Origin of the sequence: Roseomonas sp. KE2513 (genome assembly GCF_016107305.1) — a bacterium.
GTDB lineage: Bacteria > Pseudomonadota > Alphaproteobacteria > Acetobacterales > Acetobacteraceae > Roseomonas.
This window is the reverse complement of record NZ_RCVR01000011.1, coordinates 151415-175802: the sequence shown is the minus strand read 5'-3', so window position 1 is coordinate 175802 and position 24388 is coordinate 151415. Positions and strand designations below refer to the sequence as shown.

23 protein-coding genes are annotated in these 24388 nt (G+C 72.2%); 8 read left to right on the top strand and 15 right to left on the bottom strand.

The genetic code is table 11. From position 1 onward, the window contains the following. The coding region (locus D9599_RS31360) for a HAMP domain-containing protein (protein WP_232480472.1) at positions 1-1008 on the top strand (1008 nt) is incomplete at its 5' end. A gap of 71 nt (positions 1009-1079) precedes the next feature. Next, complete coding sequence (locus tag D9599_RS13685; RefSeq protein WP_309228621.1) at positions 1080-1745, top strand: methyl-accepting chemotaxis protein; 666 nt, start codon at positions 1080-1082, stop codon at positions 1743-1745. A gap of 113 nt (positions 1746-1858) precedes the next feature. On the opposite strand, the gene D9599_RS13680 is transcribed toward D9599_RS13685, so the two are convergent. The 6 genes from D9599_RS13680 to D9599_RS13655 form a co-directional block, all read right to left on the bottom strand. Next, positions 1859-2098 (bottom strand): hypothetical protein, encoded by a 240-nt coding sequence (locus D9599_RS13680; RefSeq protein ID WP_198381784.1) that lies wholly within the window; start codon positions 2096-2098, stop codon positions 1859-1861. Between the two features lie 139 nt (positions 2099-2237). Then, the gene (locus tag D9599_RS13675; RefSeq protein WP_198381783.1) at positions 2238-2984 is read right to left on the bottom strand and encodes an ABC transporter permease; all 747 of its coding nucleotides are present in this window, start codon (positions 2982-2984) and stop codon (positions 2238-2240) included. Next, entirely contained in the window at positions 2984-3733 is a 750-nt protein-coding gene (locus D9599_RS13670; protein ID WP_198381782.1) for an ABC transporter permease, read from the bottom strand. The genes D9599_RS13675 and D9599_RS13670 overlap by 1 nt, the downstream gene beginning before the upstream one ends. Beyond that, a complete protein-coding gene (locus D9599_RS13665) occupies positions 3730-4512 on the bottom strand; it encodes an ABC transporter ATP-binding protein (RefSeq protein WP_198381781.1) in 783 nt (260 codons plus the stop codon). The genes D9599_RS13670 and D9599_RS13665 overlap by 4 nt, the downstream gene beginning before the upstream one ends. Then, positions 4509-5897 (bottom strand): amidohydrolase family protein, encoded by a 1389-nt coding sequence (locus D9599_RS13660; RefSeq protein ID WP_198381780.1) that lies wholly within the window; start codon positions 5895-5897, stop codon positions 4509-4511. Before D9599_RS13660 ends, D9599_RS13665 begins: the two co-directional genes overlap by 4 nt. Before the next feature lie 4 nt (positions 5898-5901). Continuing rightward, a complete protein-coding gene (locus D9599_RS13655) occupies positions 5902-6912 on the bottom strand; it encodes an ABC transporter substrate-binding protein (RefSeq protein WP_198381779.1) in 1011 nt (336 codons plus the stop codon). A gap of 111 nt (positions 6913-7023) precedes the next feature. Between D9599_RS13655 and D9599_RS13650 the strand changes: the two genes are divergently transcribed. Next, the gene (locus D9599_RS13650; protein ID WP_198381778.1) at positions 7024-7956 is read left to right on the top strand and encodes a LysR family transcriptional regulator; all 933 of its coding nucleotides are present in this window, start codon (positions 7024-7026) and stop codon (positions 7954-7956) included. Here the strand turns inward: D9599_RS13650 and gltX are convergent. After that, on the bottom strand, positions 7937-9343 hold the full coding sequence (gene gltX / locus D9599_RS13645; RefSeq protein ID WP_198381777.1) for a glutamate--tRNA ligase: 1407 nt from the start codon (positions 9341-9343) through the stop codon (positions 7937-7939). The genes D9599_RS13650 and gltX overlap by 20 nt on opposite strands. 78 nt (positions 9344-9421) lie before the next feature. On the opposite strand from gltX, the gene D9599_RS13640 reads away from it, so the two are divergent. After that, complete coding sequence (locus tag D9599_RS13640; protein ID WP_198381776.1) at positions 9422-11605, top strand: ComEC/Rec2 family competence protein; 2184 nt, start codon at positions 9422-9424, stop codon at positions 11603-11605. A 303-nt stretch (positions 11606-11908) separates the two neighbouring features. Here D9599_RS13640 and lexA read toward each other — a convergent pair whose 3' ends face one another. The 8 genes from lexA to D9599_RS13600 all read right to left on the bottom strand — a co-directional run bounded on the left by lexA (position 11909) and on the right by D9599_RS13600 (position 20494). Then, positions 11909-12640 (bottom strand): transcriptional repressor LexA, encoded by a 732-nt coding sequence (gene lexA, locus D9599_RS13635; RefSeq protein ID WP_198381775.1) that lies wholly within the window; start codon positions 12638-12640, stop codon positions 11909-11911. A 113-nt stretch (positions 12641-12753) separates the two neighbouring features. After that, entirely contained in the window at positions 12754-13959 is a 1206-nt protein-coding gene (glp, locus tag D9599_RS13630; protein ID WP_198381774.1) for a gephyrin-like molybdotransferase Glp, read from the bottom strand. Beyond that, positions 13959-14435, bottom strand: a complete 477-nt coding sequence (gene moaC, locus D9599_RS13625) for a cyclic pyranopterin monophosphate synthase MoaC (RefSeq protein WP_198381773.1) — start codon at positions 14433-14435, stop codon at positions 13959-13961. Before moaC ends, glp begins: the two co-directional genes overlap by 1 nt. Next, entirely contained in the window at positions 14432-15259 is an 828-nt protein-coding gene (trpC, locus tag D9599_RS13620; protein ID WP_198381772.1) for an indole-3-glycerol phosphate synthase TrpC, read from the bottom strand. The genes moaC and trpC overlap by 4 nt, the downstream gene beginning before the upstream one ends. A gap of 100 nt (positions 15260-15359) precedes the next feature. Beyond that, on the bottom strand, positions 15360-16367 hold the full coding sequence (trpD, locus tag D9599_RS13615) for an anthranilate phosphoribosyltransferase (RefSeq protein ID WP_198381771.1): 1008 nt from the start codon (positions 16365-16367) through the stop codon (positions 15360-15362). A gap of 2 nt (positions 16368-16369) precedes the next feature. Next, positions 16370-16990 (bottom strand): aminodeoxychorismate/anthranilate synthase component II, encoded by a 621-nt coding sequence (locus D9599_RS13610; protein WP_198381770.1) that lies wholly within the window; start codon positions 16988-16990, stop codon positions 16370-16372. A 91-nt stretch (positions 16991-17081) separates the two neighbouring features. After that, positions 17082-18599 (bottom strand): anthranilate synthase component I, encoded by a 1518-nt coding sequence (gene trpE / locus D9599_RS13605; RefSeq protein WP_198381769.1) that lies wholly within the window; start codon positions 18597-18599, stop codon positions 17082-17084. Beyond that, positions 18596-20494, bottom strand: a complete 1899-nt coding sequence (locus D9599_RS13600; RefSeq protein ID WP_198381768.1) for a peptidylprolyl isomerase — start codon at positions 20492-20494, stop codon at positions 18596-18598. Before D9599_RS13600 ends, trpE begins: the two co-directional genes overlap by 4 nt. A gap of 138 nt (positions 20495-20632) precedes the next feature. Between D9599_RS13600 and tpiA the strand changes: the two genes are divergently transcribed. The 4 genes from tpiA to kdsA all read left to right on the top strand — a co-directional run bounded on the left by tpiA (position 20633) and on the right by kdsA (position 24386). Beyond that, entirely contained in the window at positions 20633-21391 is a 759-nt protein-coding gene (gene tpiA / locus D9599_RS13595) for a triose-phosphate isomerase (protein ID WP_198381767.1), read from the top strand. A 71-nt stretch (positions 21392-21462) separates the two neighbouring features. Further along, positions 21463-21834: a preprotein translocase subunit SecG gene (secG, locus tag D9599_RS13590; RefSeq protein WP_198381766.1), complete on the top strand. Its 372-nt coding sequence runs from the start codon at positions 21463-21465 to the stop codon at positions 21832-21834. 102 nt (positions 21835-21936) lie between these two features. Then, positions 21937-23568, top strand: coding sequence for a CTP synthase (locus D9599_RS13585; protein WP_198381765.1), 1632 nt, complete (start codon positions 21937-21939; stop codon positions 23566-23568). Further along, positions 23565-24386, top strand: coding sequence for a 3-deoxy-8-phosphooctulonate synthase (kdsA, locus tag D9599_RS13580; protein WP_198381764.1), 822 nt, complete (start codon positions 23565-23567; stop codon positions 24384-24386). The genes D9599_RS13585 and kdsA overlap by 4 nt, the downstream gene beginning before the upstream one ends. Positions 24387-24388: the final 2 nt, after the last annotated feature.

The following is a 24388-nucleotide window of genomic DNA, read 5'->3' as shown; positions in this document are numbered from 1 at the left end:
CGCAAGCTCGCACCCCTCCGCCGCCGCGTCGCCGAGCTGGTCGCCCGCAACGGTCAGCAGGGCGATCCGAAGCTCGTTGCCGATCTGATCAGCGGCCGAGCCGAGGTCATTGCGGGGCTGGAGGGCGCTGCCCGGGCGGCGGAGGGAAGGATCCTGCGCGCCGCCCCGCCGCTCGCGACCCTCGTGGAGATCGCTGGCCGGGTGATGGCGGTGCGGAACGAGATGGGCGGCCGCAGCCTGCAGATCAACGCGTGGCTGGCGGGCCAGCCGATCACCGACGTGACGCTGTCGGGCGCGATTCGTGTGAATGGCCGGATCGGAAGCGCGATGGAGGATGCGCGGCGGCTGACGCTGGCGCGGGGCGAGGCGCCTCTGCTGGAGGTTCTGGACAAGGTTGAGGCCGAGTATGTCCGCGGCATCGAGCCGCGCTACCGCGCCTTCGTGGAGGCGGCGATGGCGGCGCACGGCAAGTCCGCGGCCCCGGTCTGGCCCTCCAGCCCGGCAGAGTTCGCGCGCTGGACCGTGCCGGCGCTCGTCCCCGTGCTTGCTCTGCGCGACGCGGCGCTGGATGCGGCCATCGCGCAGGGCGACGCGGCCGCGGCCGCGGCGGGGGCGCGGCTGCGGTCGCTGGCGAGCCTCGCCCTGGCGGGGATCGCCCTGTCACTGGCGATCGCCGGCGTCGTGCTGCTGCTGCGGCGCCTGGTGCTGCCGGTGCGGCAGATGACCGGCAACGTCGGACGCATCGCCGCCGGAGAACTCGACATCGAGGTTCCTTGCCGTGGCCGTGCGGACGAGGTGGGCGAGATGGCCGCTGCGGTCGAGGTGCTGCGGGTGAACTCCATCGAGCAGCGGCGCCTCAGCGCGGAAGCGGAGCAGGCCCGCGCGGCCCGCGAGGCGCGGGCCGCGCGGATGGAAGGCCTCGTGCAAGGCTTCCAGGCGCAGGCGGGCGAGATGGTCCGGAGCCTGTCTTCTGCCTCGGGGAGTTCGAGGCGACGGCACGCGGCCTGAGCGGCACGGCGGAGAAGACGAGCGAGCGGGCGGGGCGCGTCCTCTCGGCCACGGGGCAGGCCAGCACGGGCGTGCAGACGGTGGCCGCGGCCGCTGAGCAGCTCACCGCCTCCATCGGCGAGATCAGCCGGCAGGTCACGCAGGCCACGGCGGCCGCGGCGCGGGCGGTGCAGGATGCAAGGAGCACGGACTCCACCGTCCAGGCGCTGTCGGAAGGCGCCGCGCGGATCGGAGACGTCGTCCGCCTGATCGCGGATATTGCCAGCCAGACCAACCTTCTTGCCCTGAACGCCACGATCGAAGCAGCGCGCGCCGGGGAGGCCGGCCGTGGCTTCGCGGTCGTCGCATCAGAGGTGAAGACGCTCGCCGCTCAAACGGCAGAGGCGACCGAAGACATTGGCGGGCAGATCGCGGCGATCCAATCCGCGACGGGTCAGGCCTTGGTGGCGATCGGCGGCGTCGGGCGCACCATTGAGGAGGTGAGCAGCATCGCGATCGCCATCGCCGCCGCGATCGAGGAGCAGACTGCGGCTACGGGGGAGATCGCCCGGACCGTGCAGGAAACGGCGCGCGCGACGGAAGCAGTGGCGGCCAATATCGCGACGGTCAGCCATGACTCGGTGGAAACCGGCTCCGCTGCCGCGCAGGTACTGACCTCCGCCTCCAATCTTTCGCAACAGGCGGAGTGCCTGAACGTGACGGTGAACGCCTTCCTTGCCGAAGTTCGGGCGGCCTGAGTCCGGGGCCGGTCTCCGCGTACCGCGCGGGCGACCAACCGTGCTCGTGTGAAAAGGGCCGCCGGCAATGCCGGCGGCCCTTCGCGTTCAAAGCGGGTAATCGGCCCGCCGGTTCAGGCGTGCTGCCCGTCGCCGCCCGTGGCGCCGCTCCGCTCCAGGAAGATCTGAGCAGGGGTCTTGGAAGGGGAGGACAGCGGGGTGCGGGTCTGCACCGGCACGGTATCGGGAACGGTGATCGGACCGTCGATGGTGTCGAGCGTGCGGGCGGAGACACCCTGCGCGGTGAAGGAGCCCAGCACGGCGGCCGCAAGGCCGAGGGTGCGAAGGCTGCGGGCAAGCATGGAAACTGACATCGCTCATATCCCTAGTGGATGGCGGCGGCATTACGTCGTCGTCTTGTGGCGGGTATATGCACCCGCAGGGTCGCCCGATCCACTTCAAGGCATGGATGCTGTCTATTCGGCCAGTGAATACAAGCGGCTGCAAAGGTGCCTAGTTGAAGCGCGCTCGCGCCCAGCGCTCCGCGCGTAGGGAGAGGAGATAGAGCGTCAGCGACACGCCCGCGACGACGAGGCTGGCACCCAGGGCGCGCTCCGTCCGCAGCTCGGATTTGGCGGCGGCAAACATGGCGCCGAGGCCGGAGCTGCCCATGAGGTATTCCGCAACCATCGCCGCCAGCAGCGCGTGGGCGGCTCCGATCCGCAGCGCGACCGCGAGGCTCGGCATGGCGGCGGGCAGGGCGAGGGAGACGAGCACCCGCCAGCGGGAGGCGCCGAGTACCCGGAACAGGTCCGCGCTGCCGGGCGGCAGGGCGCGCAGCCCCGCGGAGGAGAAGACGAAGGCCGGGAAGAAGGAGATCACCACGGTGATCGCGACGACCGTGCCCGGCCCGTAGCCGAAGAGCCGCGCCAGCACCGGGATGAGCGTGACAACCGGCACGGAGGAGAAGAGGACCGTAACTGGCGTCAGCATCCCCGCCGCGACCGACGAGGCCCAGGTGAGGATGCCGAGCAGGAGCCCCAGCGCGAAGCCCCCGACCAGCCCGGCCATGGCGGCGGAGAGGCTGACGCCGAGCGCTGGCAGGTAGTCGCCCATGCCCGTCGCCAGGTCCGCCACCACGTCGAGCGGGTGCGGCATGACGATGGCGTTGAGACCCGAGACCACCACCCAGGCCTGCCAGGCGAGGAGGATCAGCCCTACCCCCCACCAGTCCCGCATAAGGGCGGAGAGGGCGCGCATCAGCGGAACCGCGCGTGCACGGCGCGCTCCACGGCGGTGGCGATGAGGAAGCCGGCGAGGGAGAGAAGGGCCGCGAGCAGCACGGCGCTCCAGAGCAGGACAATCTGGAAGTTCTGCATTCCGTTGACGATCAGCACGCCGAGGCCGCGCGGGGCGCCGAACCACTCGCCGATGACCGCGCCGATGAGCGCCGCCGGCACCGCGAGGCGGAGGCCGGTAGAGATGGAAGGCAGCGCCGCCGGCAGTTCCAGCCGCAGCAGCCGCACGGCCGGGCGCGCGCCGAGCACGGAGAAGAGGTCCTGGTGCGCCGCCCCCGCGGCCCGCAGGCCGGAGGCGGTGGCGACGTAGACGAGGAACATGACGCCGATGCCGGAGAGCGTGGCCGGCGTCCCGCCCGCCGGCAGCAGCACGAGGAAGACCGGGGCGAGGGCCACGCTGGGCACCGCGTTCATCCCCGCCGCCAGCCTGTCCGCGCCAGGCGCGAGGGGCGGCAGGAGATGCGTGAGCACCGCGAGGCCGATGCCGGCCGCGGCGCCGAGGGCGTAGCCGGTGAGCGCGGCGGAGAGGGTCGCGCCCGCCGCGCGGCCGAACAGGTCCCAGCGGTCGGGGTCCGCCAGCATAGCGATCACGCGCGAGAGCGGCGGCCAGGTGAAGCCGCCGAGGCCGGAGGCGCCGATCGCCTCCCAGGCAAGGCAGAGCAGCAGCGTGCCCAGTAGCCCGAGCACGCGCGGGTCGCGGGCGATCCTCAAGGCTCCGCCGCCTCCGGCTCCAGCGCGGCGACGAGGCCGTCGGAGAGGCGGTGGAACTCGGGCTCGCGCATCACCTCCACGGGGCGCGGGCGGGGAAAGGGCACGGGCAGGTCCTGCGCCACGCGGCCGGGGCGGCCGGTCATGACCACGACGCGGTCGGCGAGGAACAGCGCCTCCTCAACCGCGTGCGTTACCAGCAGGGTGGTGGTGCGCGTCCTTGTCCAGATGCGCTGCAACTCGAGGTTCATGTGCCGGCGCGTCACCGCGTCGAGGGCGCCGAAGGGCTCGTCCAGCAGCAGCACGGCGGGTTCGAGCACGAGGGCGCGGGCGATGTTCACGCGCTGGCGCATGCCGCCCGAGAGGGCGCGCGGAAAGGCCTCTTCGAAGCCTGTCAGCTTTACCAGGGCGATCAGGTCCGCGACGCGGGCCGTATCCACCCGCCGGCCAGCGACGCGATAGGGCAGGGCGATGTTGTCCCGCACGCTCAGCCAGGGCAGCAGCGCGTGGTCCTGGAAGGCGACGCCGAAGCCCTGGCGTGCGGCGATCGCGGCCGGCGCCTCGCCGCCGACGCGCACGGTGCCGGTGCTCGGCGCGTCGAGGCCGGCGGTCATCCGCAGCAGCGTGGACTTGCCGCAGCCGGAGGGGCCGAGCAGCGCCACGAACTCGCCGGGCCGCACGTCGAGCGTCACGCGGTCGAGCGCCAGCACGCCCTCCCGGCTGCCCTTCAGGGGGAAGCGGCGGGTGACGTCGGCGAGCGCGATGGCGGCCCCCGCCGTCATATGACGGCGGCCTCGAAGCGCTCCATCAGGGCGGTGTGGCGCTCGCGCAGGCGGGCGCGCAGGCGCTCGGTGTCGAGAGCGGTGAACTCGCGCTCCTTCATCACCACGCGCCCGTCCACGATCACGGTCCGCACGTCGCGGCCGACGACGGTATTGGCGGCGGTGAATTGCGGATCATAGACCGGGAAGTGGTCGGGATCGTCGGCCTGCACGAGCAGGATGTCGGCGCGCTTGCCGACCTCCAGCGAGCCGATATCGAGGCCGAGCGCGCGGCCGCCGCCGGCGCAGCCCGCGCGCAGAACCGTCTCGCCGCTGATCGAGAAGCGCTCGTGCCAGGAGGTGCCGCCGATGCACTGCTGGGCGATGCGCCCGCAGCGCGCGACCTGGAAGATGTCCATCGTGCCGAGCGCCGCCGCGCCATCGGTGCCAAGGCCGAGGCGGATGCCCCGGCGCAGCATCTCGATCACGCGCGGGTGGCCGATGGCGTAGTTGTTGAAGGCGCAGTGGGCGACCGAGACGTCGTTGTTGACCAGCAGGTCCATCTCGTTCGGCGAGAGCATGATGGCATGGGCCGCGTGCAGGAAGGGCCCCATGCAGCCGATGCTGTCGAGATACTCCGCCGGGCGCATCCCGAAGCGCTCCAGCGAGAAGTCGATCTCGTAGGAGCCCTCACAGAGATGGGTGTGGATCATTGCGCCCATCCGCCGCGCCTCCTCCGCCATCATGCGGATGAGGTCGGTGGTGCAGACCATGATCTGGCGCAGCGCGAGGCTCGCCGTTACGCGGCCCTCGCCCTTCTGGCGCCAGCGCTCCACCAGCTCGACGTTGCGGCGCAGCGCCTCGTCGGTCGTGAGCATCATGCTGTCCGGAATGCCCGTGCCCATGTCCACGGTAGAGAGGGCGATGACGCCGCGGATGCCCGCCTCCAGCGCCGCCTCGCCCATGATGTCCGGGCGCGGGCCGCCGGCCTCGGCGAAGCAGGTGGTGCCGGTGCTCAGCATGTCCGCATAGGCGACGAGGCCGGAGAGGCGCACGTCCTCCTCGTCCAGCATCCCCTCGAAGGGAATGTAGTAGTTCTTCCAGATCGGGTTCCGCATGCCGATCCCGCGGCGCGACATCTCGAAGAGCTTGCCGCGCAGGAACTGCTGGGCGGTGTGCATGTGGCTGTCGATCAGGCCGGGCATGGCGATGCGGTCGCGGCCGTCGATCCGCTCGCGCGGCGCGAAGCGGGCGCGGGCCTCGGCGGCGGGGCCGACCCAGGCGATGGCGCCGTCCGTCACCGCGATGGCGGCGTCGCGCAACACGGTGTCGGCGGCGTCGAAGGCGACGAGGTCGCAGCCCTCGACCAGCAGGTCGACCGGGCGGGGCGGGGTGTTCGCTTCCATGGGATCAGCCGTTCGCCAGGGTGCGATGCACCTCTTCCATCACGGTGAAGTCGGTAAAGTCCTCGATCGCCGGCAGGTTGGTGCGGCCGGTGGCGCGGGCGGCCTCCATCATCGGGCCGGCCAGCACCTCCTTGTCGAGCGAGAGGATCGGCGCGTCCGGCTTCTCGGGCGACTTGAGGAAGGTGTTCTGGATCGCGTTCTGCCGCGTCTGCTGGTCGAGATCGAGGCCGAGGTCGCGGCCGTAGTTGCGCACCGCCAGCCGCGCGGCAACGGCCGGGTCCGCCGCGTTCTCCGCCCAGCCGCGCGTGAGGCCCGCCAGGAAGCGAACCACGGCCGGCCGGTCGGAGCGGAGGAAGGCCTTGGTGGTGAAGATCATGCTCGCGTAGGAGCGGTAGCCCATCGAATCCATCGAGACGAAGTCGAAGTCGCGGCCTCGCGTCTGGCCCATCCGCTCCAGCGTCACGACCTGGTTCGTCTCGAAGCCCGTGTAGCCGTCGCCCTGGCGCGCGAGCAGCGGCTCGGGCGAGAAGCCGGCCGGCACGAACTCCACGCCGCCCTCGAGCTTGTTCAGCTTCAGCACCGCGTCCACCGCCGTGCGCTCGTTCGGGCCCTGGGCAAGGATCTTCTTGCCCGGCAGGTCGGAAGCCGCGCGGATCGGCTTGTCGCCTCGGGAGATGACGCCCAGCGGCGATCGCTGGAAGGTCGCTGCCAGCAGGACGAATTCGTTGCCCCGCGAGATGGCGTCAAGGAAGGGCAGGAGCTGAACGTAGCCCACATCCGCCCCACCGGCGGCCACGGTCACCACCGGCGCCGTCGCGTTCGGGCCACCCGGCTGCCACTGCAGCTCCGCCGGCTTGATGTAGCCGCGGTCCAGCGCGACCCAGAGCCCGGCGTACTCGACATTGGGAATCCAGAGGAAGGCGACGCGCAGCGGCTTGGCCTGGGCGCGTGCAGGGCCGGGCAGCGCGAGGGCCGCGGGGGCGGCAAGGACCAGGCGGCGGGAGAGGGCGGTCATGGCGAAACACCTGCGGGACGGAGCCCGCAATCTGCCGTCCTTGACCGATCAATTCCATGACATAATTTGCGCCGGACCGTTGCGATAAATGCAACGGACGGAGCCGAAGGCGTGCCGCTGCTGACCCAGGCCCTGCGCTGCTTCGAGGAGACCGCCCGGCAGGGCGGCATCCGCCGCGCGGCCGAGCACCTGGCGCTCGCCCCCTCCGCGGTGAACCGGCAGATCCTGAACCTAGAAGCCGAACTCGGCCTGCCGCTCTTCGAGCGCCTGCCACGGGGCCTTCGGCTCTCCTCGGCCGGGGAGATGCTGCTGCACCGGCTCCGGCTCTGGCGGCGCGACGAGCGGCAGCTGCGGGAAAGCCTGGAGGCCATGCGCGGCCCCGGCAGCGGCACGGTGCGGCTGGCGGTGGGGGAGGCGCTCTCCGAGGCCGTGCTGCCGCCGCTGCTGACGGCATTCCGCCGCGAATCGCCCCGCGCGAGCTTCGCCGTCACCATGTCCGACGCCGAGGGCGTGTTGCGCGCACTGGCGGACGGCACTGCCGATCTCGGCGCCTGCTTCAACCCGGCCGAGCCAGGCCCCGCGCGTGTGGTGCGGCGCTTCCACTTTCCGATGGGCGCGGTCGTGGCGCCCGATCATCCTTTAGCGGCTGCCGAGCGGCTGAGCCTGCGGGACTGCGCCGCCTGGCCCGCCATCGTGCCGGACGCGAGCATCGCGGACCGGTGGGAACTCTCCCAGGCCGTGCAGGCGACGGGGGTGAACCTGATGACGCTTGCCGAATGCAACCGCGTGCTGCCGATGCGCGCGATGGCGCGGGCGGGGCTCGGCGTCGCCTTCCTCTCGCGGCTCGACGTGCTGGCGGACGAGCGGCGGGGCGAGCTGGTCTGGCGCCCGCTGGACGAGGCGGCGCCGTCCCGCACCGTGCTCGCCGTTTGCGTGCCGAGCGACCGGCGCCTGCCGGCGCTGACGGAGGCGTTGCTGGAACGCCTCCTCGCCGCCCTGGCCGAGATCACGGAGCCCGGGGCGCTCAGCCGCCGACGAGCGTGACTCCCTCCGCCCCATCGCCGATGCGGGCCAGGCTCTCCTCGCGGCCGAGCGCCGCCAGCACCGCGTCAATCGGCGGGGATTGCAGGCTGCCGGTGAGCGCCGCGCGCAGCGGCTGGGCAACCTGGCCGAGCTTCACGCCCTGCGCCTCCGCGAAGGCGCGCAGCGCGGCGTCGAGCGCCGCCCGCTCCCATCCCACGCCCGCGAGCGCCTTCGCCAGCGCCGACAGCCGCTTCCGCGCCTCGTGGTCCTCAAGGGCGAGGGAGGCTTTGGGCTCGTATTTCAGCGGGCGGTTGGCGAGAGCGAAGCGCGCGCCATCGGCCATCTCGGCAAGGCTGCGGGCGCGGGGCTGAAGGTCGGGGATGAGGGCGGCCACGCGCGCCGCCTGCATCTCGGTCACCTCGCCGAGCCGCTCCAGCACGCGCGGCAGCAGCGCCTCGGGCGAGGCGGCGCGGATGTACTGGCCGTTGAGGTGCATGAGCTTCGCGTAGTCCATGCGGGAGGCAGCGCGGCCGACATCCTTCAAGTCGAACAGCTCGATCGCCCGCTCGCGCGGCACGAACTCCTCGTCGCCATGGCCCCAGCCAAGGCGGAGGAGGTAGTTGCACACCGCTTCCGGCAGCAGCCCCTGGTCGCGGAACTCGAGCGCGCCGACCGCGCCGTGGCGCTTCGAGAGCTTCGCCCCGTCCGCCCCGTGGATGAGCGGGATATGCGCGAATTCCGGCCGCTCCCAGCCCATGGCGTCATAGACCATGCATTGCCGGAAGGTGTTGGTCAGGTGGTCGTCGCCGCGGATGACGTGGGTGATGGCCATGTCGTGGTCGTCCACCACCACGGCGTGGAGGTAAGTGGGCGTGCCGTCGGAGCGGAGGATGATCATGTCGTCCAGCTCGCTGTTCGCGACGCGCACCTCGCCCTGCACGAGGTCGCGCACCACCGTCTCGCCCTCGCGCGGGGCCTTGATGCGGATGACGGGCGCGACGCTGGCGGGCGCCTCGGACGGGTCGCGGTCACGCCAGCGGCCGTCGTAACGGGGGGGGCGGCCCTCGGCTTGGGCGCGCTCGCGCATCGCCACCAACTCCTCCGCCGTGTCGTAGGCGAGGTAAGCGGCGCCCTTCTCCAGCAGCGCCCGCGCGACCTCGGCGTGCCGCGCCTCGCGTGAGGTCTGCATCACCGGCGGCTCGTCGGGCGAGAGGCCGAGCCAGTCGAGGCTGTCCAGGATCTGCTGCACCGCCTCGGGCGTGCTGCGCGCGCGGTCCGTGTCCTCGATCCGCAGAAGGTACTGGCCGCCATGGTGGCGCGCGAAGAGAAAGTTGAAGAGGGCGGTGCGCGCCCCACCGATGTGAAGATAGCCGGTGGGGGAGGGGGCGAAGCGGGTTCGGACGGTCATGCGCCCCTCTATCACGCGGAAAGCCGCTGTTGACCCCTCACGCCCGCGTGATCGTTTGCTCTAGGATCGCGCCCGAACATGTCTGCCCACGCCGCCCAAGGCCTCCTCGCCGCCCCCGCCCTGACGCTCGCCGAGCGCGCCGCCGGCTGGGCGGCGGCCGAGTGGAGCCGCTGGCCGCTATGGCTGCCGGTCGCGATGGGGGCGGGGGTGCTCGCCTATTTTGGGCTTCGCACGGAACCCGCTGCGGCCTGGATGGCGCTGCCCTGGCCATTTCTTCTTCTCTCCCTCCTCTCGCGAGGGCGGCATCCGCTGGCCGGCGCCGCGCTGGCGCTGGCGGGCGTCGCCGCGCTCGGCTTCGCGGCCGCCCTGTTCCATGCGCGCGCCGCGGCCCCCTTGGTGGAGTTGCCGCGCACCGCCGCCGTCGTCTCGGGCCGGGTGGTCGCGGTGGACCTGCTGCCGGAGGGGCGCCGCGTGACGCTCGAAGCGCCGCGCCTCGGAGACGGGCCGCCGCTGGAACGGGCGATCCGAGTGAGGCTCCGCAACAACGACCCCGCGCGCCCGGCGCCGGGGGACGACGTCACTGTCCGCGCCCTCGTGCGGGCACCGATGCCGCCGGCCTATCCCGGTGCCTTCGACTTCCAGCGCGCCGCTTTTTTCTCCGGGCTGGCGGGTTCCGGCTTCGCGTTGAACCCGGCCGAGGTCACGCCGCGTGCCGGGGCACCCATGTTCGCCGGTTTGCGCGCCGCCATCGAAGCCCGCGTTTCGGCCGCCCTGCCGGGGGAGACAGGGGCGGTCTCGGCCGCGCTTCTCACCGGTTCCCAATCCGCGATCCCAGCTCCGGCGCTGGCAGCACTGCGGGATGCGGGCCTCGCGCACCTCCTCTCGCCGTCGGGCCTTCACGTTGCCATCGTCATCGGACTCGGCTTCGTGACCTTGCGCGCAGCCATAGCCGCGATCCCCTGGCTCGCGCTGCGCGTCGATTCCAAGGGCGCGGCGGCGGTGCTCGGGCTCGCCCTTGTCGGGACCTATACCCTGCTGACGGGCGCGGGCGTGCCGATGCTGCGCTCCTTCGCCATGGCCGCGCTGGCCACCCTGGCGATCCTGACGGGGCGGCGGGCGCTCTCGCCGCGGGCCCTGGCCCTGGCCGCAGGCGTGGTGCTGCTCTTCGCCCCGGAGGCGCTGGTCGGCCCGTCCTTCCAGATGTCCTTCGCCGCGGTGCTCGCGCTGATCGCCGCGGCAGAGGGCATGCGCGGGCTGACTCAACGGCTGCGTGCCATGGGTGCCCCGGGCCGGGCCGCGCTGGTGGTGTTCGGGTTGATGGCGACCTCGCTGATCGCAGGCGCGGCCACCACGCCTTTCGGCCTCCACCATTTCGGGCGGCTGCAGCTCTACGGCGTGGCCGCCAACGCGATCGCCGTGCCGCTCACCTCCTTCATCGTCATGCCCGCGGGGATGCTGGCGGCCTTTCTCATGCCGCTCGGGCTCGAGGGGCCGGCACTCGCCGTGATGGGCTGGGGGGTGGACGCCACGCTCCTCGTCGGGCGCACGGTCGCGGCCTGGCCGGGCGCAGCCATCGCGGCGCCGCCCATTCCGGCCTGGGGGCTCGGTCTCTTCGCGCTTGGGCTCTGCTGGCTCTGCCTCTGGGGACTGCCCTGGCGATGGGCAGGGCTGCCGGTCATGGCCGCCGGCCTTCTCTCCGGCCTGGTCACCACTCCGCCCGATATCCTCATCGCCGCCGATGGACGAATGCTCGCGGTCTCGACCCCCGCAGGCATCCTTTCCGAGCGCGCCTCAGGCGCCAGCCGCCTGACCCGCGAATCCTGGCTGCGAAGCTGGGGCGAGGAGGACGCGGCCCCCCTCCCGCGCAGCGGGGAGGCGCCCGGAGTGGCCTGCTCGCCGGTCTCCTGCCTCTTGCGCCCGCAGGCCGACGCGGCAGCCGCCATTCTGCTTCGGCAGCCACCACGCGATGTGCCGGCGCCTCGCCGCGGGCCCGCGCCGCCTCCTCCACCCGTGCTGGCGGAGGCGGGCTGTGGCCGGGCGGCGGTCCTGATCTCCCTCGAACCCATTCGAGGGCGGTGCGGCGATACCCCGCGGGTGGACCGCTTCAGCGTCTGGCGAGACGGTGCCCACGCGATCTGGCTGGCTGCGGCCGGCGCGCAGATCCTCTCTGACCGCGCTAACCGGGGGGAACGGCCCTGGGTGCCGCCCGCGCCGGTGCCGCGGGCGCGGGCACAGGCGGAACCGGGGGCGGAGACGGAATGAGGTGGGCTGGCGCTGCGGCGCCAGATAGCGCTCGGCCTTCTCCAGACCTCACGCGCCAAGGCCCTAAGGCCCTTGAATTCCCGTATGGCCGTCGCGGATGCGGTGATCGGACACCAGTTCTGCTTCCTGGCGCTCTTCCGGTCCATGTAGACGCCTCCGGTCCACGACCCGAGGCGCACCAGCCGTGAAGCCTCTCGAACCTGAAGAAAGATATGATGGTGAAGGGTCCGGGGAGAGGAGGAATTTCTCCTTCCTCTCCCCGGAGTTACCAGTGATGTATCTCTAAAGCGGCGCTTACAGCCCTCAATGATAACGGCGCACGAGACCTACCAGCCGTCCCTGCACCTTCACCCGGTCCGGCCCGAAGATGCGGGTCTCATAGCGGGGATTCGCCGCTTCCAGGGCGATCGAGTTGCCGCGGCGGCGCAAGCGCTTCAGCGTCACCTCGTTCTCATCGACCAGGGCAACGACGATCGCGCCGTTATCGGCCGTGTCGCCGCGGCGGATGATGACGGTGTCGCCGTCCAGGATGCCAGCGCCTTCCATCGAATCGCCCGCGACTTCAAGCGCGTAGTGCTCACCACCGCTGAGCATCGCGGCCGGAACCTCCACACTCTCGCCGCCGTCGCGCAGGGCTTCGATCGGCAGGCCCGCGGCGATGCGGCCGTAGAGGGGGAGGTGGACGGCCGCGGCGTCGTTGGCCGTGCGGATCGCGCCCGGCAGGTTCTGCGCGAAGTTCCCGCGGATGACGTTCGGCGCGAAGGAGGGGGGCTGGGCAGGCTGGGGGGCGGCCACGGCGGCGGCCATGCGGGGCGAGAGGCTGTCCGGCACGCGCAGCACCTCGAGCGCGCGGGCGCGGTGGGCGCGGCGCTTGAGGAAGCCGCGCTCCTCCAGCGCCGTGATCAGGCGATGGATGCCGGACTTCGACTTGAGGTTCAGCGCCTCCTTCATCTCTTCGAAGGAGGGCGAGAAGCCGGTGCTTCGCAGGTGCTTGTCGATGAAGAGGAGCAGTTCGTGCTGCTTGCGGGTTAGCATGGTCCGGGCGTCTCCCTGGGGGCGGGGGGTCTCTTGCACGAACAAACGGGCAACCGACGAAAGAGTTCTATTAAAGTTCTCCCGTGTCGGTCAATGCCGTCCCGCAAAGGCCTTCAGACGCCGAGGGAGGAGAGCTCCACAAACTCCACCGGCGTGCCGGCTTCGGCAGCCGGCGCATGCGGGGTGCGGATCATCAGCGCCTCCGCCCTGGCCAGGGTCGCCAGCATGGAGCTGTCCTGCATGGGGAAAGGGGTAACGACAACCCGGCCTTCCCCATCGCGCGAGAGGGTGGCTCGGATGTAGTCCTGGCGGCGGTCGTTCGCCTCCAGGGCGCGGCCGAGAAGGCCGTGGCGCGTCTCCACCGGGCCTGCTGCCAGTCCGGAAAGGCGGCGGAGGGCGGGAATGAGGAAGACCACGGCGCAGACTACGGCCGAGACGGGGTTCCCCGGCAGGCCGAGCAGCGGCGTGCCGCGCAGCCCGCCCCAGATCAGCGGCTTGCCCGGCCGAATGGCGATCTTCCAGAAATCGAGCGAGAAGCCATGCGGGCCGAGCGCCGCCTGTACCAGGTCGTGCTCGCCCACGCTCGCGCCACCGGTGGTGACGATGAGGTCGCAGCCCGCGGCGGCCCCGGCGGCGGCGGCGATGGCCTCGCGATCGTCGCCCGCAATGGGCAGCACCAGCGGTTCGGCTCCCGCAGCCCGGATCAGTGCGGCGAGGGCATGGGCGTTGGAGGAGACGATGCCGCCGGGGGGCAGTGCCTCGCCGGGCAACACGATCTCGTCGCCGGTCGCGAGGATCGCGACGCGCGGGCGGCGGTGGACCGTCAGCCAGGGATGGTTCGCGGCGGCGGCGAGGCCGATATCGCGCGCCGTCAGTCGGCGGCCGGCAGGGAGGAGGGTGTCGCCCGCACTGAAGTCGAGGCCCGCGCGCCGGATCCAACGGCCACGCCGCGGCGCCTCAGTGGGGGTGACGTGGCCGTCCTCCGCGGTCGCGTCCTCCTGCAGGAGGATGGCGTCCGCGCCGGGCGGCAGGGCGCCGCCTGTGAAGATCCGCACCGCCTCGCCTGGGCCCACGCCCCCTTCGAAGGGGTGCCCGGCCGGAGAGGCGCCTACCACGCGCAGGCGGGCGCCGACGGCAGCATCCTCCGCCCGCAGCGCGTAGCCGTCCATGGCGGAAACGTCGGTCGGCGGCTGGGTCAGCCGCGCCTCCAGCGGGCGGGCGAGGACGCGGCCGGCGGCCTCGGACAGCGCCACCGTCTCTGCCCCGGTGGGGGTGAGATTCCCAAGGATGCGCTCCAGCGCCTCCGAGACGGCGATCATCAGGGCGCCTCGTAGAGGCCCGACTTGCCGCCGGATTTCCTGACCAGCCGCACCGCCTCGATCCGCATGCCGCGGTCGGCGGCCTTGACCATGTCGTAGATGGTCAGCGCCGCGACGCTGACGGCGGTCATCGCCTCCATCTCCACCCCCGTGCGCCCGGCCGTGCGGACGGTCGCCGCGATCTCCACCGCGTCAGGCTCGGCCAACTCGAGGTCGAGCGTGACGGAGGAGAGGGGGAGGGGGTGGCAGAGGGGGATGAGGTCGGCGGTGCGCTTGGCGGCCATAATGCCAGCGAGGCGCGCCACGCCCAGCACGTCGCCCTTGCCGGCGCGGCCCTCGGCGATCAGGGCGAGGGTCTCGGGCTGCATGGTGATCCGCCCACGGGCGGTGGCCTCCCGCACCGTCTCGGGCTTGGCCGAGACATCCACCATCGCCGCCCGGCCGGCGGCGTCGAAATGGGTGAGGGGGCCGCTCAAGCCGCCCCCACCAGCTCGCGCGCGGCGGCGCCGGGATCGGGCTGGCGCAGCAGGTGCTCGCCCACCAGCAGGCAGCGGGCGCCAGCGGCGGCCATGCGGCGCACGTCGGCGGGGGTGCGGATGCCGCTCTCGGCGACGGGGATGCGATCAGCGGGAACCAGGGGCGCCAGGCGCTCGGTGACGGCGATGTCAGTCTTCAGGGAGCGGAGGTCGCGGTTGTTCACGCCAATCAAGCGCGTTTCGAGGCCAAGGGCGCGCTGCAGCTCCTTCTCGTCATGCACCTCGACGAGGATGCCCATGTCGAGGCTGCGCGCCACGTCCTCCAGCACCTCCGCCTCGGCATCGGTCAGAGCCGCCATGATGATGAGGATGGCGTCCGCGCCCATCGCCCGGGCCTCGAAGACCTGCCAGGGGTCGATCATGAAGTCCTTGCGGAGCACCGGCAGCTTCGTCGCTTCGCGTGCCAGGCGCAGGTGCTCGGCGGCGCCCTGAAACCATGGCTCGTCCGTGAGGACGGAGAGGCAGGACGCGCCGGCCGCCTCATAAGCCTGGGCAATGCCCGCGGGGTCAAAGGGCTCGCGGATGAGGCCGCCGGAGGGGGAGGCGCGCTTGATCTCGGCGATCAGCCCGATCCGCATCTCGGCCACCGCCTGGCAGAGCGAGGCCGTAAAGGGGCGCACAGGCGGTGCCAGCCGGGCCCTTTTCTCCATCTCCGCCAGCGGGGACTGCGCCCGGCGGGCCTCCACCTCGGCGCGCTTTCCCTCGAGGATCTGCCGGAGCGTGTCCGAGAAGGGCGCGTCGGTTACCGGAAATGTCTGGTCCATGATGCGCGGTTCCTGGGGCCGATGCGCGCCCGGCGTCAAGCGCAGGCGGGTGCCCCGGCCGCGGGGCAGCCATCCCCGCGCCAGGGAGCAAGAGGGGCAGTCAGGCCGATGTGGCCGCCCGCAACCGCTCCAACGCGGCAAGAGCCGAACCGGAGGCGACGGATTCGGCGGCCAGCGCCGCCCCCGCCCGGAGGTCCGCCGCGCGGCCCGCGACAAGAAGGGCAGCGGCCGCGTTCAGCAGCACACAGTCGCGATAGCCGCCCGTCTCGCCCTTCAGGACGGCGATCAGCGCTTCCGCGTTCTCCGCAGCCTCGCCGCCGCGAAGCGACTCGGCTGGGTGGTGGGAGAGGCCCGCTTCCTCGGGCGTAACCCGAAATTCCCGGATCACGCCGTTCTTCAATTCCACGACATCGGAGGAGCCGGCGACCGTCAGCTCGTCCAACCCTTGTCCGTGGACAAGCCAGGCGTGCTCTGTTCCGATCCTGCCGAGGGTTTCGGCCATAGGGCGCAGCCACTGAGGGGCGAAGGCGCCGGTCATCTGGCGACGCACACGCGCGGGGTTCGTCAGCGGCCCCAGCAGGTTGAAGATGGTGCGCGTCGCCAGCTCCATGCGGGGCCCGGCGGCGTGGCGCAGCGCCGCGTGGTGGCGGGGCGCCATGAGGAAGCAGATTCCGGCCTCGCGGATCACGTCCGGCAGGCGTTCGAAGGGAACGTCGGTGTTCACCCCAAGGGCGGAGAGAACGTCCGAGGCGCCGGAGCGGGAGGAGAGGGCGCGGTTGCCGTGCTTGGCGACTGGTACACCAGCCCCCGCGACCACCAGGGCGGCGGCTGTGGAGATGTTCAGCGTCCCGGCCGCATCGCCGCCGGTGCCGACGATGTCGATGGCGCCCTCGGGCGCCTCCACCGCGATCATCCGGGCGCGCATGGCGCGGACGGCGCCGGTCATCTCCGCGACCGTCTCCCCGCGCACGCGCATGGCCATCAGCAGGCCCGCGATCTGGGCGGGCGTCGCCTCGCCGGCCATGACGGTGCCGAAGGCCGCTTCCGCCTCGCTCTCGGCAAGGCGTTCCCCGGCCGCGAGGCGGGCGAGGACAGGCTTGAGGGACATGGTCAGGCCGCCCGGGGCTGGGGCGCGGCACGCCCCACCGGGGGAAGGTTGATGCCTGAGAGGCGCATCATGTTGGCCAGGATGTCGTGGCCATGGGCGGAGGCGATGCTCTCCGGGTGGAACTGCACGCCCCAGACCGGCAGGTCGCGATGGGCGAGGCCCATGACCAGCCCGTCCGCCGTCTCCGCCGTAACCGCAAGCTGCTCCGGCAGGTCGTCGCGGCGGACGACGAGGGAGTGGTAGCGCGTCGCCGGGAAGGGGGAGGGAAGGCCGGAGAAGACGTCCGTGTTGCCATGGGTGATCTCGTGCACCTTGCCGTGCACCGGCTGGGGGGCGCGCACCACCGTGCCGCCGAAGGCCTGCCCGATCGCCTGGTGCCCGAGGCAGACCCCGAAGAGCGGCACGCCCCGCTTCGAGGCCGCGCCGATGAGGTCGAGGCAGATGCCCGCCTCGTTCGGGGTGCAGGGGCCGGGCGAGAGGACGATGGCGCTCGGCCGCATCTCCAGTGCCTGATCCACCGACAGGCTGTCGTTGCGCCAGACCTCCACCTCCGCGCCCAGATCGCCCAGGAAGTGGACGAGGTTGAAGGTGAAGCTGTCGTAGTTGTCGATGAGCAGGATCATGGCGCCCTCACTTCGGCTGAGGGACCACCGCGGGTCAAGCCGGGCCGGGGTGCCCTGCATCGGGCGCATGGCCGCGGCTGGTGGGCCGTCCCTAGCCGCCGCGCTTGTGGACGGCGGCGAAGCGCACCGCTTCCTCCGCCGCGCGGAACAGGGCGCGGGCCTTCTGGCGGGTTTCCTCGTACTCGGCCTCGGGGTCGCTGTCGGCCACCACGCCGGCCCCGGCCTGCACGGACATGACGCCGTCCTTCACCAGCGCCATGCGGAGCCCGATGCAGGTGTCCATCCCGCCATCGGCGCCGAAATAGCCGAAGCAGCCGGCATAGACGCCGCGGCGGGAGGGCTCGGTCTCCTCGATGATCTCCATCGCCCGCACCTTGGGCGCGCCGGAGAGGGTGCCGGCCGGGAAGCCGGCGGCGAGGGCGTCAAGGGCGGAGAGGCCGGGGCGCAGCCGGCCCTGCACCTCGCTGCCGATATGCATGACCTGGCTGTAGCGCTCGATCCCGAACTGGGCGGTGACCCGCACGCTGCCGATCTCCGACACGCGGCCGACATCGTTTCGGCCGAGGTCGAGCAGCATGAGGTGCTCGGCGCGCTCCTTCGGGTCGGCCAGCAGCTCCTTCTCCAACGCCGCGTCCTCCTCGGGCGTCGCGCCGCGGCGGCGGGTGCCGGCGAGGGGGCGGACGGTGACGGTGCCGTCGCGGAGCCGCACGAGGATCTCGGGGCTGGCGCCCACGGCAGCGAAGCCGCCGAAGTCGAAGTGGAAGAGGAAGGGCGCTGGGTTGAGCCGCCGCAGCGCCCGGTAGAGCGCGAAGGGCGGCAGGGCAAAGGGCGCCTGGAAGCGCTGGCTGAGCACGATCTGGAAGGCGTCGCCGGCGGCGATGAGCTCCTTCCCGCGCTCCACCGCCGCCATGAACCCCTCCTTCGTGAAGTTGGAGCTGGGGGCGCCGGGGGCGGGCAGGGCGGCCGGCGGGGCGGCGCGCGGCACGGGGCGGTCGAGCGCGGCCTCGGCCTCGTCCAGCCGCGCCTGGGCCGACTCCCAGGCGGCGCGCGGCGTCTCGCCGCGGTCGGCATGGACGGGGGCGCAGAGGGTTAGCACGTCCCGCACATGGTCGAAGACGGCGATGAGGGTGGGGCGGCCGAGCACGGCGTCGGGGATGCCGAGCACGTCCGGCGTGCGTGCGGGCAGGCGCTCCATCTCCCGCACCATGTCGTAGCCGAGATAGCCGAAGAGGCCGGCGGCGGGGGGCGGCAAGCCCTGGGGCAAATCCATGCGGCAGGCGGTAATGAGGGCGCGCAGGCTTTCGAGCGGCGGGGCTTCCTCGGGCGCGAAGGCGTGGGGAGCCGAGAGGGCGTGGCGGTTGATCTCGGCCCTCCCATCCCGGCAGCGCCAGACAAGGTCGGGCGCGAGGCCGATCACGGAGTAGCGGCCGCGGCTCTGCCCGCCCTCGACGCTCTCAAGCAGGAAGGTGTTCGGCCGGCCCTCGGCGAGCTTCAGGAAGGCGCCGACGGGCGTGTCGAGGTCCGCCACGCGCTCGCGCCAAACGACCTGGCCGCGGCCGGCGGCGTGCGCCTCGGCGAAGGCGGCGTAGCCCTGCTCGGTTCCGCTCATCGCCCGGCGACCTGCTCCAGCATGGCGGGGTTGATGGTGACGTTGGCGCGGGCGCGAAGGGCCGCGGCGAACTGCGCCTCTAGGTCGTCCTGCATGGTTCCCTCCACCTCGCCCTTCACCCGGGCGAGGCCGGCCGTGTCGGCCGCGACATCCGCCGGCACGACCTCGGCCAGGCGCGCGACCGCGAAGCCGGCGGCGGTGGCGGCCATGGTCACCTCGCCGGGCTTCGCGGCGAAGAGGCCGGGCAGCAGCTCCGGCGGAATGCCGCTGGGCGTCGCGGCCTGGGGATCACGGAGCGCAGGGCCCATGCGGGCGGGCTCCACGCCCGCCTCCCGCGCTGCCTCGGCGAAGTCCTTGCCACCCTGCGCGGCGGCGAGGAGGGCGGCGGCCCGCTCCTCCTGGGCGCGGCGGCGGGCGTCGAGGGTCCAGGCGCGGCGCACCTCGGCCTCCACCGTCGCGAAGGGGCGGAGGGCGGCGGGGGTGGAGCTGGGCACGTCGAGGGCGACGAAGCTGCCGGCGGCCTCGGCCACGCGCGGGCCGCTGCCGACGGGGCTGGCGAAGACTGCCTCCAGCACGGCGGCGCGGGCGGCGGGGCCGCCGGGCAGCTCCACGCGGCGGCCGTCGCGGCCGTTGCCGTCCTTGTCCACCGTGACGCGGGCGGGGGTGAGGCCGAAGCGCTGGGCGGCTTCCTCCACAGTCGCACCGGAGGAGAGCGCGTCCTCCAGCTTGTTCGCCTCCTCGAAAGTCATATCGGCGGCCTTCTCTAGGGCGAGAGCCTGCCGGGTGCGGGCGCGCAGCTCGTCCAGCGGCGGCTCGGCGCCGGGCTGGATCGCCGTCACCTTCATCACGTGCCAGCCGAAGGGGCTCTGCACCGGTTCGGCCACGCCGCCCTCGGGGGCGCCGAAGACAGCGGCGGCGAGGTTCTCTACGGGCATCTCGGCGCGAGTGACCGTCCCCATCTCGAGGGCGGAGCCGCCGGCGGCCTCGGCCTGGGCCTTGATCGTCGCGAGGTCGGCGCCGCCCTGCCAGGCGGTGCGGATCGCGTCCGCCGCCTCCTTCGTAGAGACGAGGGCCTGCTCGACCGTGCGGCGCTCGGGCGTGCCGCTCCGCTCACGCTCGGCGTCGAGGCCGGCCTCCACCTCGGCATCCGTCACGGTCACGCGGGGCAGCAGCACCTCGGGCGTGAGGAGGGCGAGGGCGGCCTCGCGGTACTCGGGGGAGGAGAACTGGGCGGGGTTGTTCTCGTGGAAGCGGGTCAGCTGCGCCTCGGTCGGCTCGGGCACCTCGGGGGCACTCAGCAGCGGGAACTCGGCCACGTCGGCGCTGCGCTTCTCCTCCGCGAAGGCGAGGAGCTGACGGGTGAGGACCTCCGGCGAGCGGGCACCGGCCCGCACGGCGCCGACGAGTTGCTGGCGCTCGAGGTCCGAGGCGACGAGGCGGGTGAAGTCGGCCTCGGTCAGGTCGTTCTGGCGCAGGAACTGGTTCAGGATCAGCGGATTGAAGCGGCCATCCGCGCCCTGGAAGGAGGGAATGGAGAAGGTATAGGCGCGGATCGCGTCCACCGAGGCGCCGACGCCCATGCGCCGCGCCTCCAGGTTCTGCGCGCGGCCGGCGATGAGGTTCTCCAGCGCCTGCCGGGCGACGGCGTTGCGGAAGGCGTCGTTCGGCTCGAAGCGCGGGCCGAGCTCGCGCTGGATGCGCTGGCCCTCCCGGCGGGCGGCGTTCTGGGCCTCGGTCAGCTCGATCGGCTGGCCGCCGACGCGCGCCACCGCGTTGTCCCGCCCGAAATTGCGGACGACGTCCTCGATGCCCCAGATGCCGAAGGACAGCACCAGGAGGATGAACAGGCCCTTGGCGAACCAGGTGCCGGCGAGGCGGCGGAACGCGGTGATCATTGGCGTTGAGACCTGAAGGCGGGAGAAGGCGCAGCCCGTAGCGCAACCGGGGGCCCTTGCCAAACGCCGGATCGCCGAACCGCCGGTTGCCAAAAGCGGGGCGCCCCGATACGCGGCGCCAAGCCCAGGAGAGAGATCATGACGCCCGGAGTCCGCCCCCTCATCGCCGGCAACTGGAAGATGAACGGCACGCTGCGCGATGCGGCCGCCCTCGCGGAGGGCGTGCGCGCCGGGCTGGAGGAGGTTCGCGGGGCGGACCTGCTCATCTGCCCGCCCTTCCTGCACCTGCATGTCGCCGCGGCCTCCATGGGCTGGAAGCCGGTCGCGATCGGCGGGCAGGACTGCGCGGCGGAGCCGAACGGCGCCCATACCGGCGACGTTTCGGCCGCCATGCTGGCCGATGCCGGCTGCGGCTACGTCATCCTCGGCCATTCCGAGCGGCGGGCGGACCGGGGCGAGACCGATGCGCTGGTGAAGGCCAAGGCCAAGGCCGCGATCGAGGCGGGGCTGATCCCCGTGGTCTGTGTCGGCGAGACGGAGGCCCAGCGCGATTCGGGCGAGGCGGAGGCGGTGGTGGCCGCGCAGATCGCGGGCTCCCTGCCCGAGGGCTTCACGGAGGCCAAGGGGGTGGTGGCCTACGAGCCCGTCTGGGCGATCGGCACCGGCCGCACGCCGACGGAGGGGGACATCGAGGCCATGCACGCGCGGATGCGGGCGGAACTGGTGGGGCGCTTCCCCGGAAGCGGTGCGACGACGCGGCTGCTCTACGGCGGTTCGGTGAAGCCCTCGAACGCCGCTTCCATCCTGGCGCTCCCGAACGTGGACGGGGCTCTGGTCGGTGGGGCGAGCCTCAAGGCGGCGGATTTCCTGGCGATTGCGGCGGCGGTGCCGGCCTGAACCACCAAGCCGGGGCCGGGAGGGCTTTGCCCTTCCCCCCGGGGACGTAACGGGGCTAGAACCCGGCCGCCATGATCACCGTCCTTCTCGTTCTGCACTTCTTCGTCGCCGCCGCCCTGATCGGGGTGGTGCTGCTTCAGCGCAGCGAGGGCGGAGGGCTGGGCATCGGCTCCTCCCAGGGCATGGGCAGCTTCATGTCCGGGCGGGGGACCGCCAACCTGCTGACGCGGGCGACGGGCGTGCTGGCGGCCATCTTCATGGCGCTCGCCCTCGCGCTCGGGCTGATGAACCAGGGAACGGGGCGGCAGCGCTCCATCTTCGACGCGCCGCCGCCCTCCGCCGCCCCGGGTGCCGCGCCCGGCGGCGCGCCCGCTGCCGGTGGCACACCTGCCGCCCCGGCGCTGCCCGCGCTGCCGCCGGCGCCGAGCGTGCCGAACAACTAACCCGTTCCGACGGCGGCCCTTCGCAAGGAGGGGTCGTGCATGTCTTCCCTGCGTCCGCGGCCCCTGGCCGCGGCGCCCAAACGCTTGCTATGAGGGTCTCCCATGACGCGGTACGTATTCATCACCGGCGGCGTGGTCTCCTCCCTCGGCAAGGGCATCGCCGCCGCGTCCCTTGCGGCCCTCCTGCAGGCGCGCGGCTACAAGGTCCGCCTGCGGAAGCTGGACCCCTATCTCAACGTCGATCCGGGCACGATGAGCCCGTATCAGCACGGCGAGGTCTTCGTGACCGACGACGGCGCGGAGACGGACCTCGACCTCGGCCATTACGAGCGCTTCACCGGGGTTCATGCCAACCAGGCCGACGCCTGGACGACGGGGCGCATCTACTCCGACGTGATCGCGAAGGAGCGGCGCGGCGAGTACCTGGGTGGAACTGTCCAGGTGATCCCGCACATCACCGACGCCATCAAGGAGGGCATCACCGCAGGGGTCGAGGACTACGACTTCGTGCTGGTGGAGGTCGGCGGCACCGTCGGCGACATCGAGAGCCTTCCGTTCCTCGAGGCGATGCGCCAACTGGCGAACGAGCTGGGCCCGCGCCGCAGCATCTTCGTGCACCTGACGCTCGTGCCCTGGATCGCCTCCGCCGGCGAGCTGAAGACGAAGCCGACGCAGCACAGCGTGAAGGAGCTGCTAGGGCTGGGCATTCAGCCGCAGATCCTCCTCTGCCGCAGCGATCGGCCGATTCCGGAGAACGAGCGGCGCAAGATCGCCAATTTCTGCAACGTGCGGCCCGAGAGCGTGATCCCGGCGCTCGACGCGACCTCGATCTACGCCGTGCCACTGCAATACCATGCGGAGGGACTGGACCGGGAAGTGCTGCGGCACTTCGACATGTCGGTCTACGGTGAGCCCGACCTCTCCCGCTGGCGCCGGATCGTCGCCTCCCTCCAGCAACCGGAGGGCGAGGTGACGGTCGCCGTGGTCGGCAAGTACATGTCGCTGCTCGACGCCTACAAGTCGCTCGGCGAGGCGCTGACCCATGGTGGCATCGCGCACAACGTGAAGGTGCGGCTCGACTGGGTAGACAGCTCCATCTTCGAGGGCGAGGGCGCGACGAAGCGGCTGGAGGGGGTGCACGGCATCCTCGTCCCCGGCGGCTTCGGTGAGCGCGGCTCGGAGGGCAAGATCCGCGCGGTTCAGTTCGCGCGGGAGCAGAAGGTGCCCTTCTTCGGCATCTGCTTCGGCATGCAGATGGCCGTGGTCGAGGCCGCGCGGAACCAGGCGGGGCTGCCCCACGCCTCCTCCACCGAGTTCGGCCCCTGCGAGGACCCCGTGGTGGGCCTGCTGACGGAGTGGAAGCGCGGCAACCAGCTCGAGCGGCGCGAGGAGGGCGGCGACCTCGGCGGCACCATGCGGCTGGGCTCCTACCCCTCCTTGCTGGCGGAGGATTCGCTCGTGCGCTCGATCTATGGCGGCAAGGCCGAGATCAGCGAGCGGCACCGCCACCGCTACGAGGTGAACGTGAACTATCGGGACAAGCTGGAGCAGACGGGCCTGCGCTTCTCCGGCATGTCGCCCGACGGCGTGCTGCCTGAGATCGTGGAGCGGCCGGACCATCCCTGGTTCGTCGGGGTGCAGTACCACCCCGAGCTGAAGTCCAAGCCCTTCGACCCGCACCCGCTCTTCGCAGGGTTCATCGGGGCGGCGGTGCGCCAGGCGCGCCTCGTATGAGCACCGTCTCGATCGGGAACGTGCAGGTCGGGAACGACCTGCCGCTCGCCTTCATCTCCGGCCCCTGCCAGATCGAGAGCCGGGCGCACGCGCTGGAATGCGCCGAGGCCCTCGCGGCCATGGCGCGGGAGGCCGGCGTCGGGATGGTCTTCAAGTCGAGCTTCGACAAGGCCAATCGCACCAGCGCCGGGGCCGCCCGCGGCGTGGGACTGGAGGAGGGGCTGTCGATCCTCGCCGAGGTGCGCGACCGCACCGGGCTGCCGGTTCTGACCGACGTGCACGACGCCGCGCAGTGCGCGCCGGTAGGCGAGGTGGTGGACTGCCTGCAGATCCCAGCCTTCCTCTCCCGCCAGACGGACCTGCTGCTGGCGGCCGGCCGCACCGGGCGCGCCGTGAACGTGAAGAAGGGACAGTTCCTCGCGCCCTGGGACATGGTGAACGTTGCGGCCAAGATTGCCTCCACCGGCAACGAGCATATCCTGCTCTGCGACCGCGGGACCTCCTTCGGCTACAACACCCTCGTCTCCGACCTGCGCGGGCTGCCGATCATGGCGCGGACGGGCTACCCCGTGGTTTTTGACGCCACCCATTCCGTGCAGCAGCCGGGCGGCCTCGGCGGGTCCAGCGGCGGGCAGCGGGAATTCGCCCCTGTCCTGGCGCGGGCAGCGGTGGCGGTAGGGGTGGCCATGGTCTTCATCGAGACCCATCCGGACCCGGACCACGCGCCCAGCGATGGGCCGAACATGATCCCGCTGCGGGAGATGCCGGCGCTGATCGAGCGCCTGAAGCGCTTCGACGCGCTGACCAAGGCGGGCTGAGC

Bases quoted from the DNA above. Each gene is read 5' to 3' on its own strand.
- secG (WP_198381766.1), top strand. From the start codon at position 21,463: ATGATCACCGTCCTTCTCGTTCTGCACTTCTTCGTCGCCGCCGCCCTG.
- kdsA (WP_198381764.1), top strand. From the start codon at position 23,565: ATGAGCACCGTCTCGATCGGGAACGTGCAGGTCGGGAACGACCTGCCG.
- gltX (WP_198381777.1), bottom strand. From the start codon at position 9,343: ATGACCGTCCGAACCCGCTTCGCCCCCTCCCCCACCGGCTATCTTCAC.
- tpiA (WP_198381767.1), top strand. From the start codon at position 20,633: ATGACGCCCGGAGTCCGCCCCCTCATCGCCGGCAACTGGAAGATGAAC.
- trpE (WP_198381769.1), bottom strand. From the start codon at position 18,599: ATGAGCGGAACCGAGCAGGGCTACGCCGCCTTCGCCGAGGCGCACGCC.
- D9599_RS13660 (WP_198381780.1), bottom strand. From the start codon at position 5,897: ATGGAAGCGAACACCCCGCCCCGCCCGGTCGACCTGCTGGTCGAGGGC.
- trpC (WP_198381772.1), bottom strand. From the start codon at position 15,259: ATGGACCAGACATTTCCGGTAACCGACGCGCCCTTCTCGGACACGCTC.
- D9599_RS13610 (WP_198381770.1), bottom strand. From the start codon at position 16,990: ATGATCCTGCTCATCGACAACTACGACAGCTTCACCTTCAACCTCGTC.
- D9599_RS13675 (WP_198381783.1), bottom strand. From the start codon at position 2,984: ATGCGCGCCCTCTCCGCCCTTATGCGGGACTGGTGGGGGGTAGGGCTG.
- D9599_RS13600 (WP_198381768.1), bottom strand. From the start codon at position 20,494: ATGATCACCGCGTTCCGCCGCCTCGCCGGCACCTGGTTCGCCAAGGGC.
- trpD (WP_198381771.1), bottom strand. From the start codon at position 16,367: ATGTCCCTCAAGCCTGTCCTCGCCCGCCTCGCGGCCGGGGAACGCCTT.
- lexA (WP_198381775.1), bottom strand. From the start codon at position 12,640: ATGCTAACCCGCAAGCAGCACGAACTGCTCCTCTTCATCGACAAGCAC.
- D9599_RS13680 (WP_198381784.1), bottom strand. From the start codon at position 2,098: ATGTCAGTTTCCATGCTTGCCCGCAGCCTTCGCACCCTCGGCCTTGCG.
- D9599_RS13640 (WP_198381776.1), top strand. From the start codon at position 9,422: ATGTCTGCCCACGCCGCCCAAGGCCTCCTCGCCGCCCCCGCCCTGACG.
- glp (WP_198381774.1), bottom strand. From the start codon at position 13,959: ATGATCGCCGTCTCGGAGGCGCTGGAGCGCATCCTTGGGAATCTCACC.
- D9599_RS13585 (WP_198381765.1), top strand. From the start codon at position 21,937: ATGACGCGGTACGTATTCATCACCGGCGGCGTGGTCTCCTCCCTCGGC.
- D9599_RS13655 (WP_198381779.1), bottom strand. From the start codon at position 6,912: ATGACCGCCCTCTCCCGCCGCCTGGTCCTTGCCGCCCCCGCGGCCCTC.
- D9599_RS13665 (WP_198381781.1), bottom strand. From the start codon at position 4,512: ATGACGGCGGGGGCCGCCATCGCGCTCGCCGACGTCACCCGCCGCTTC.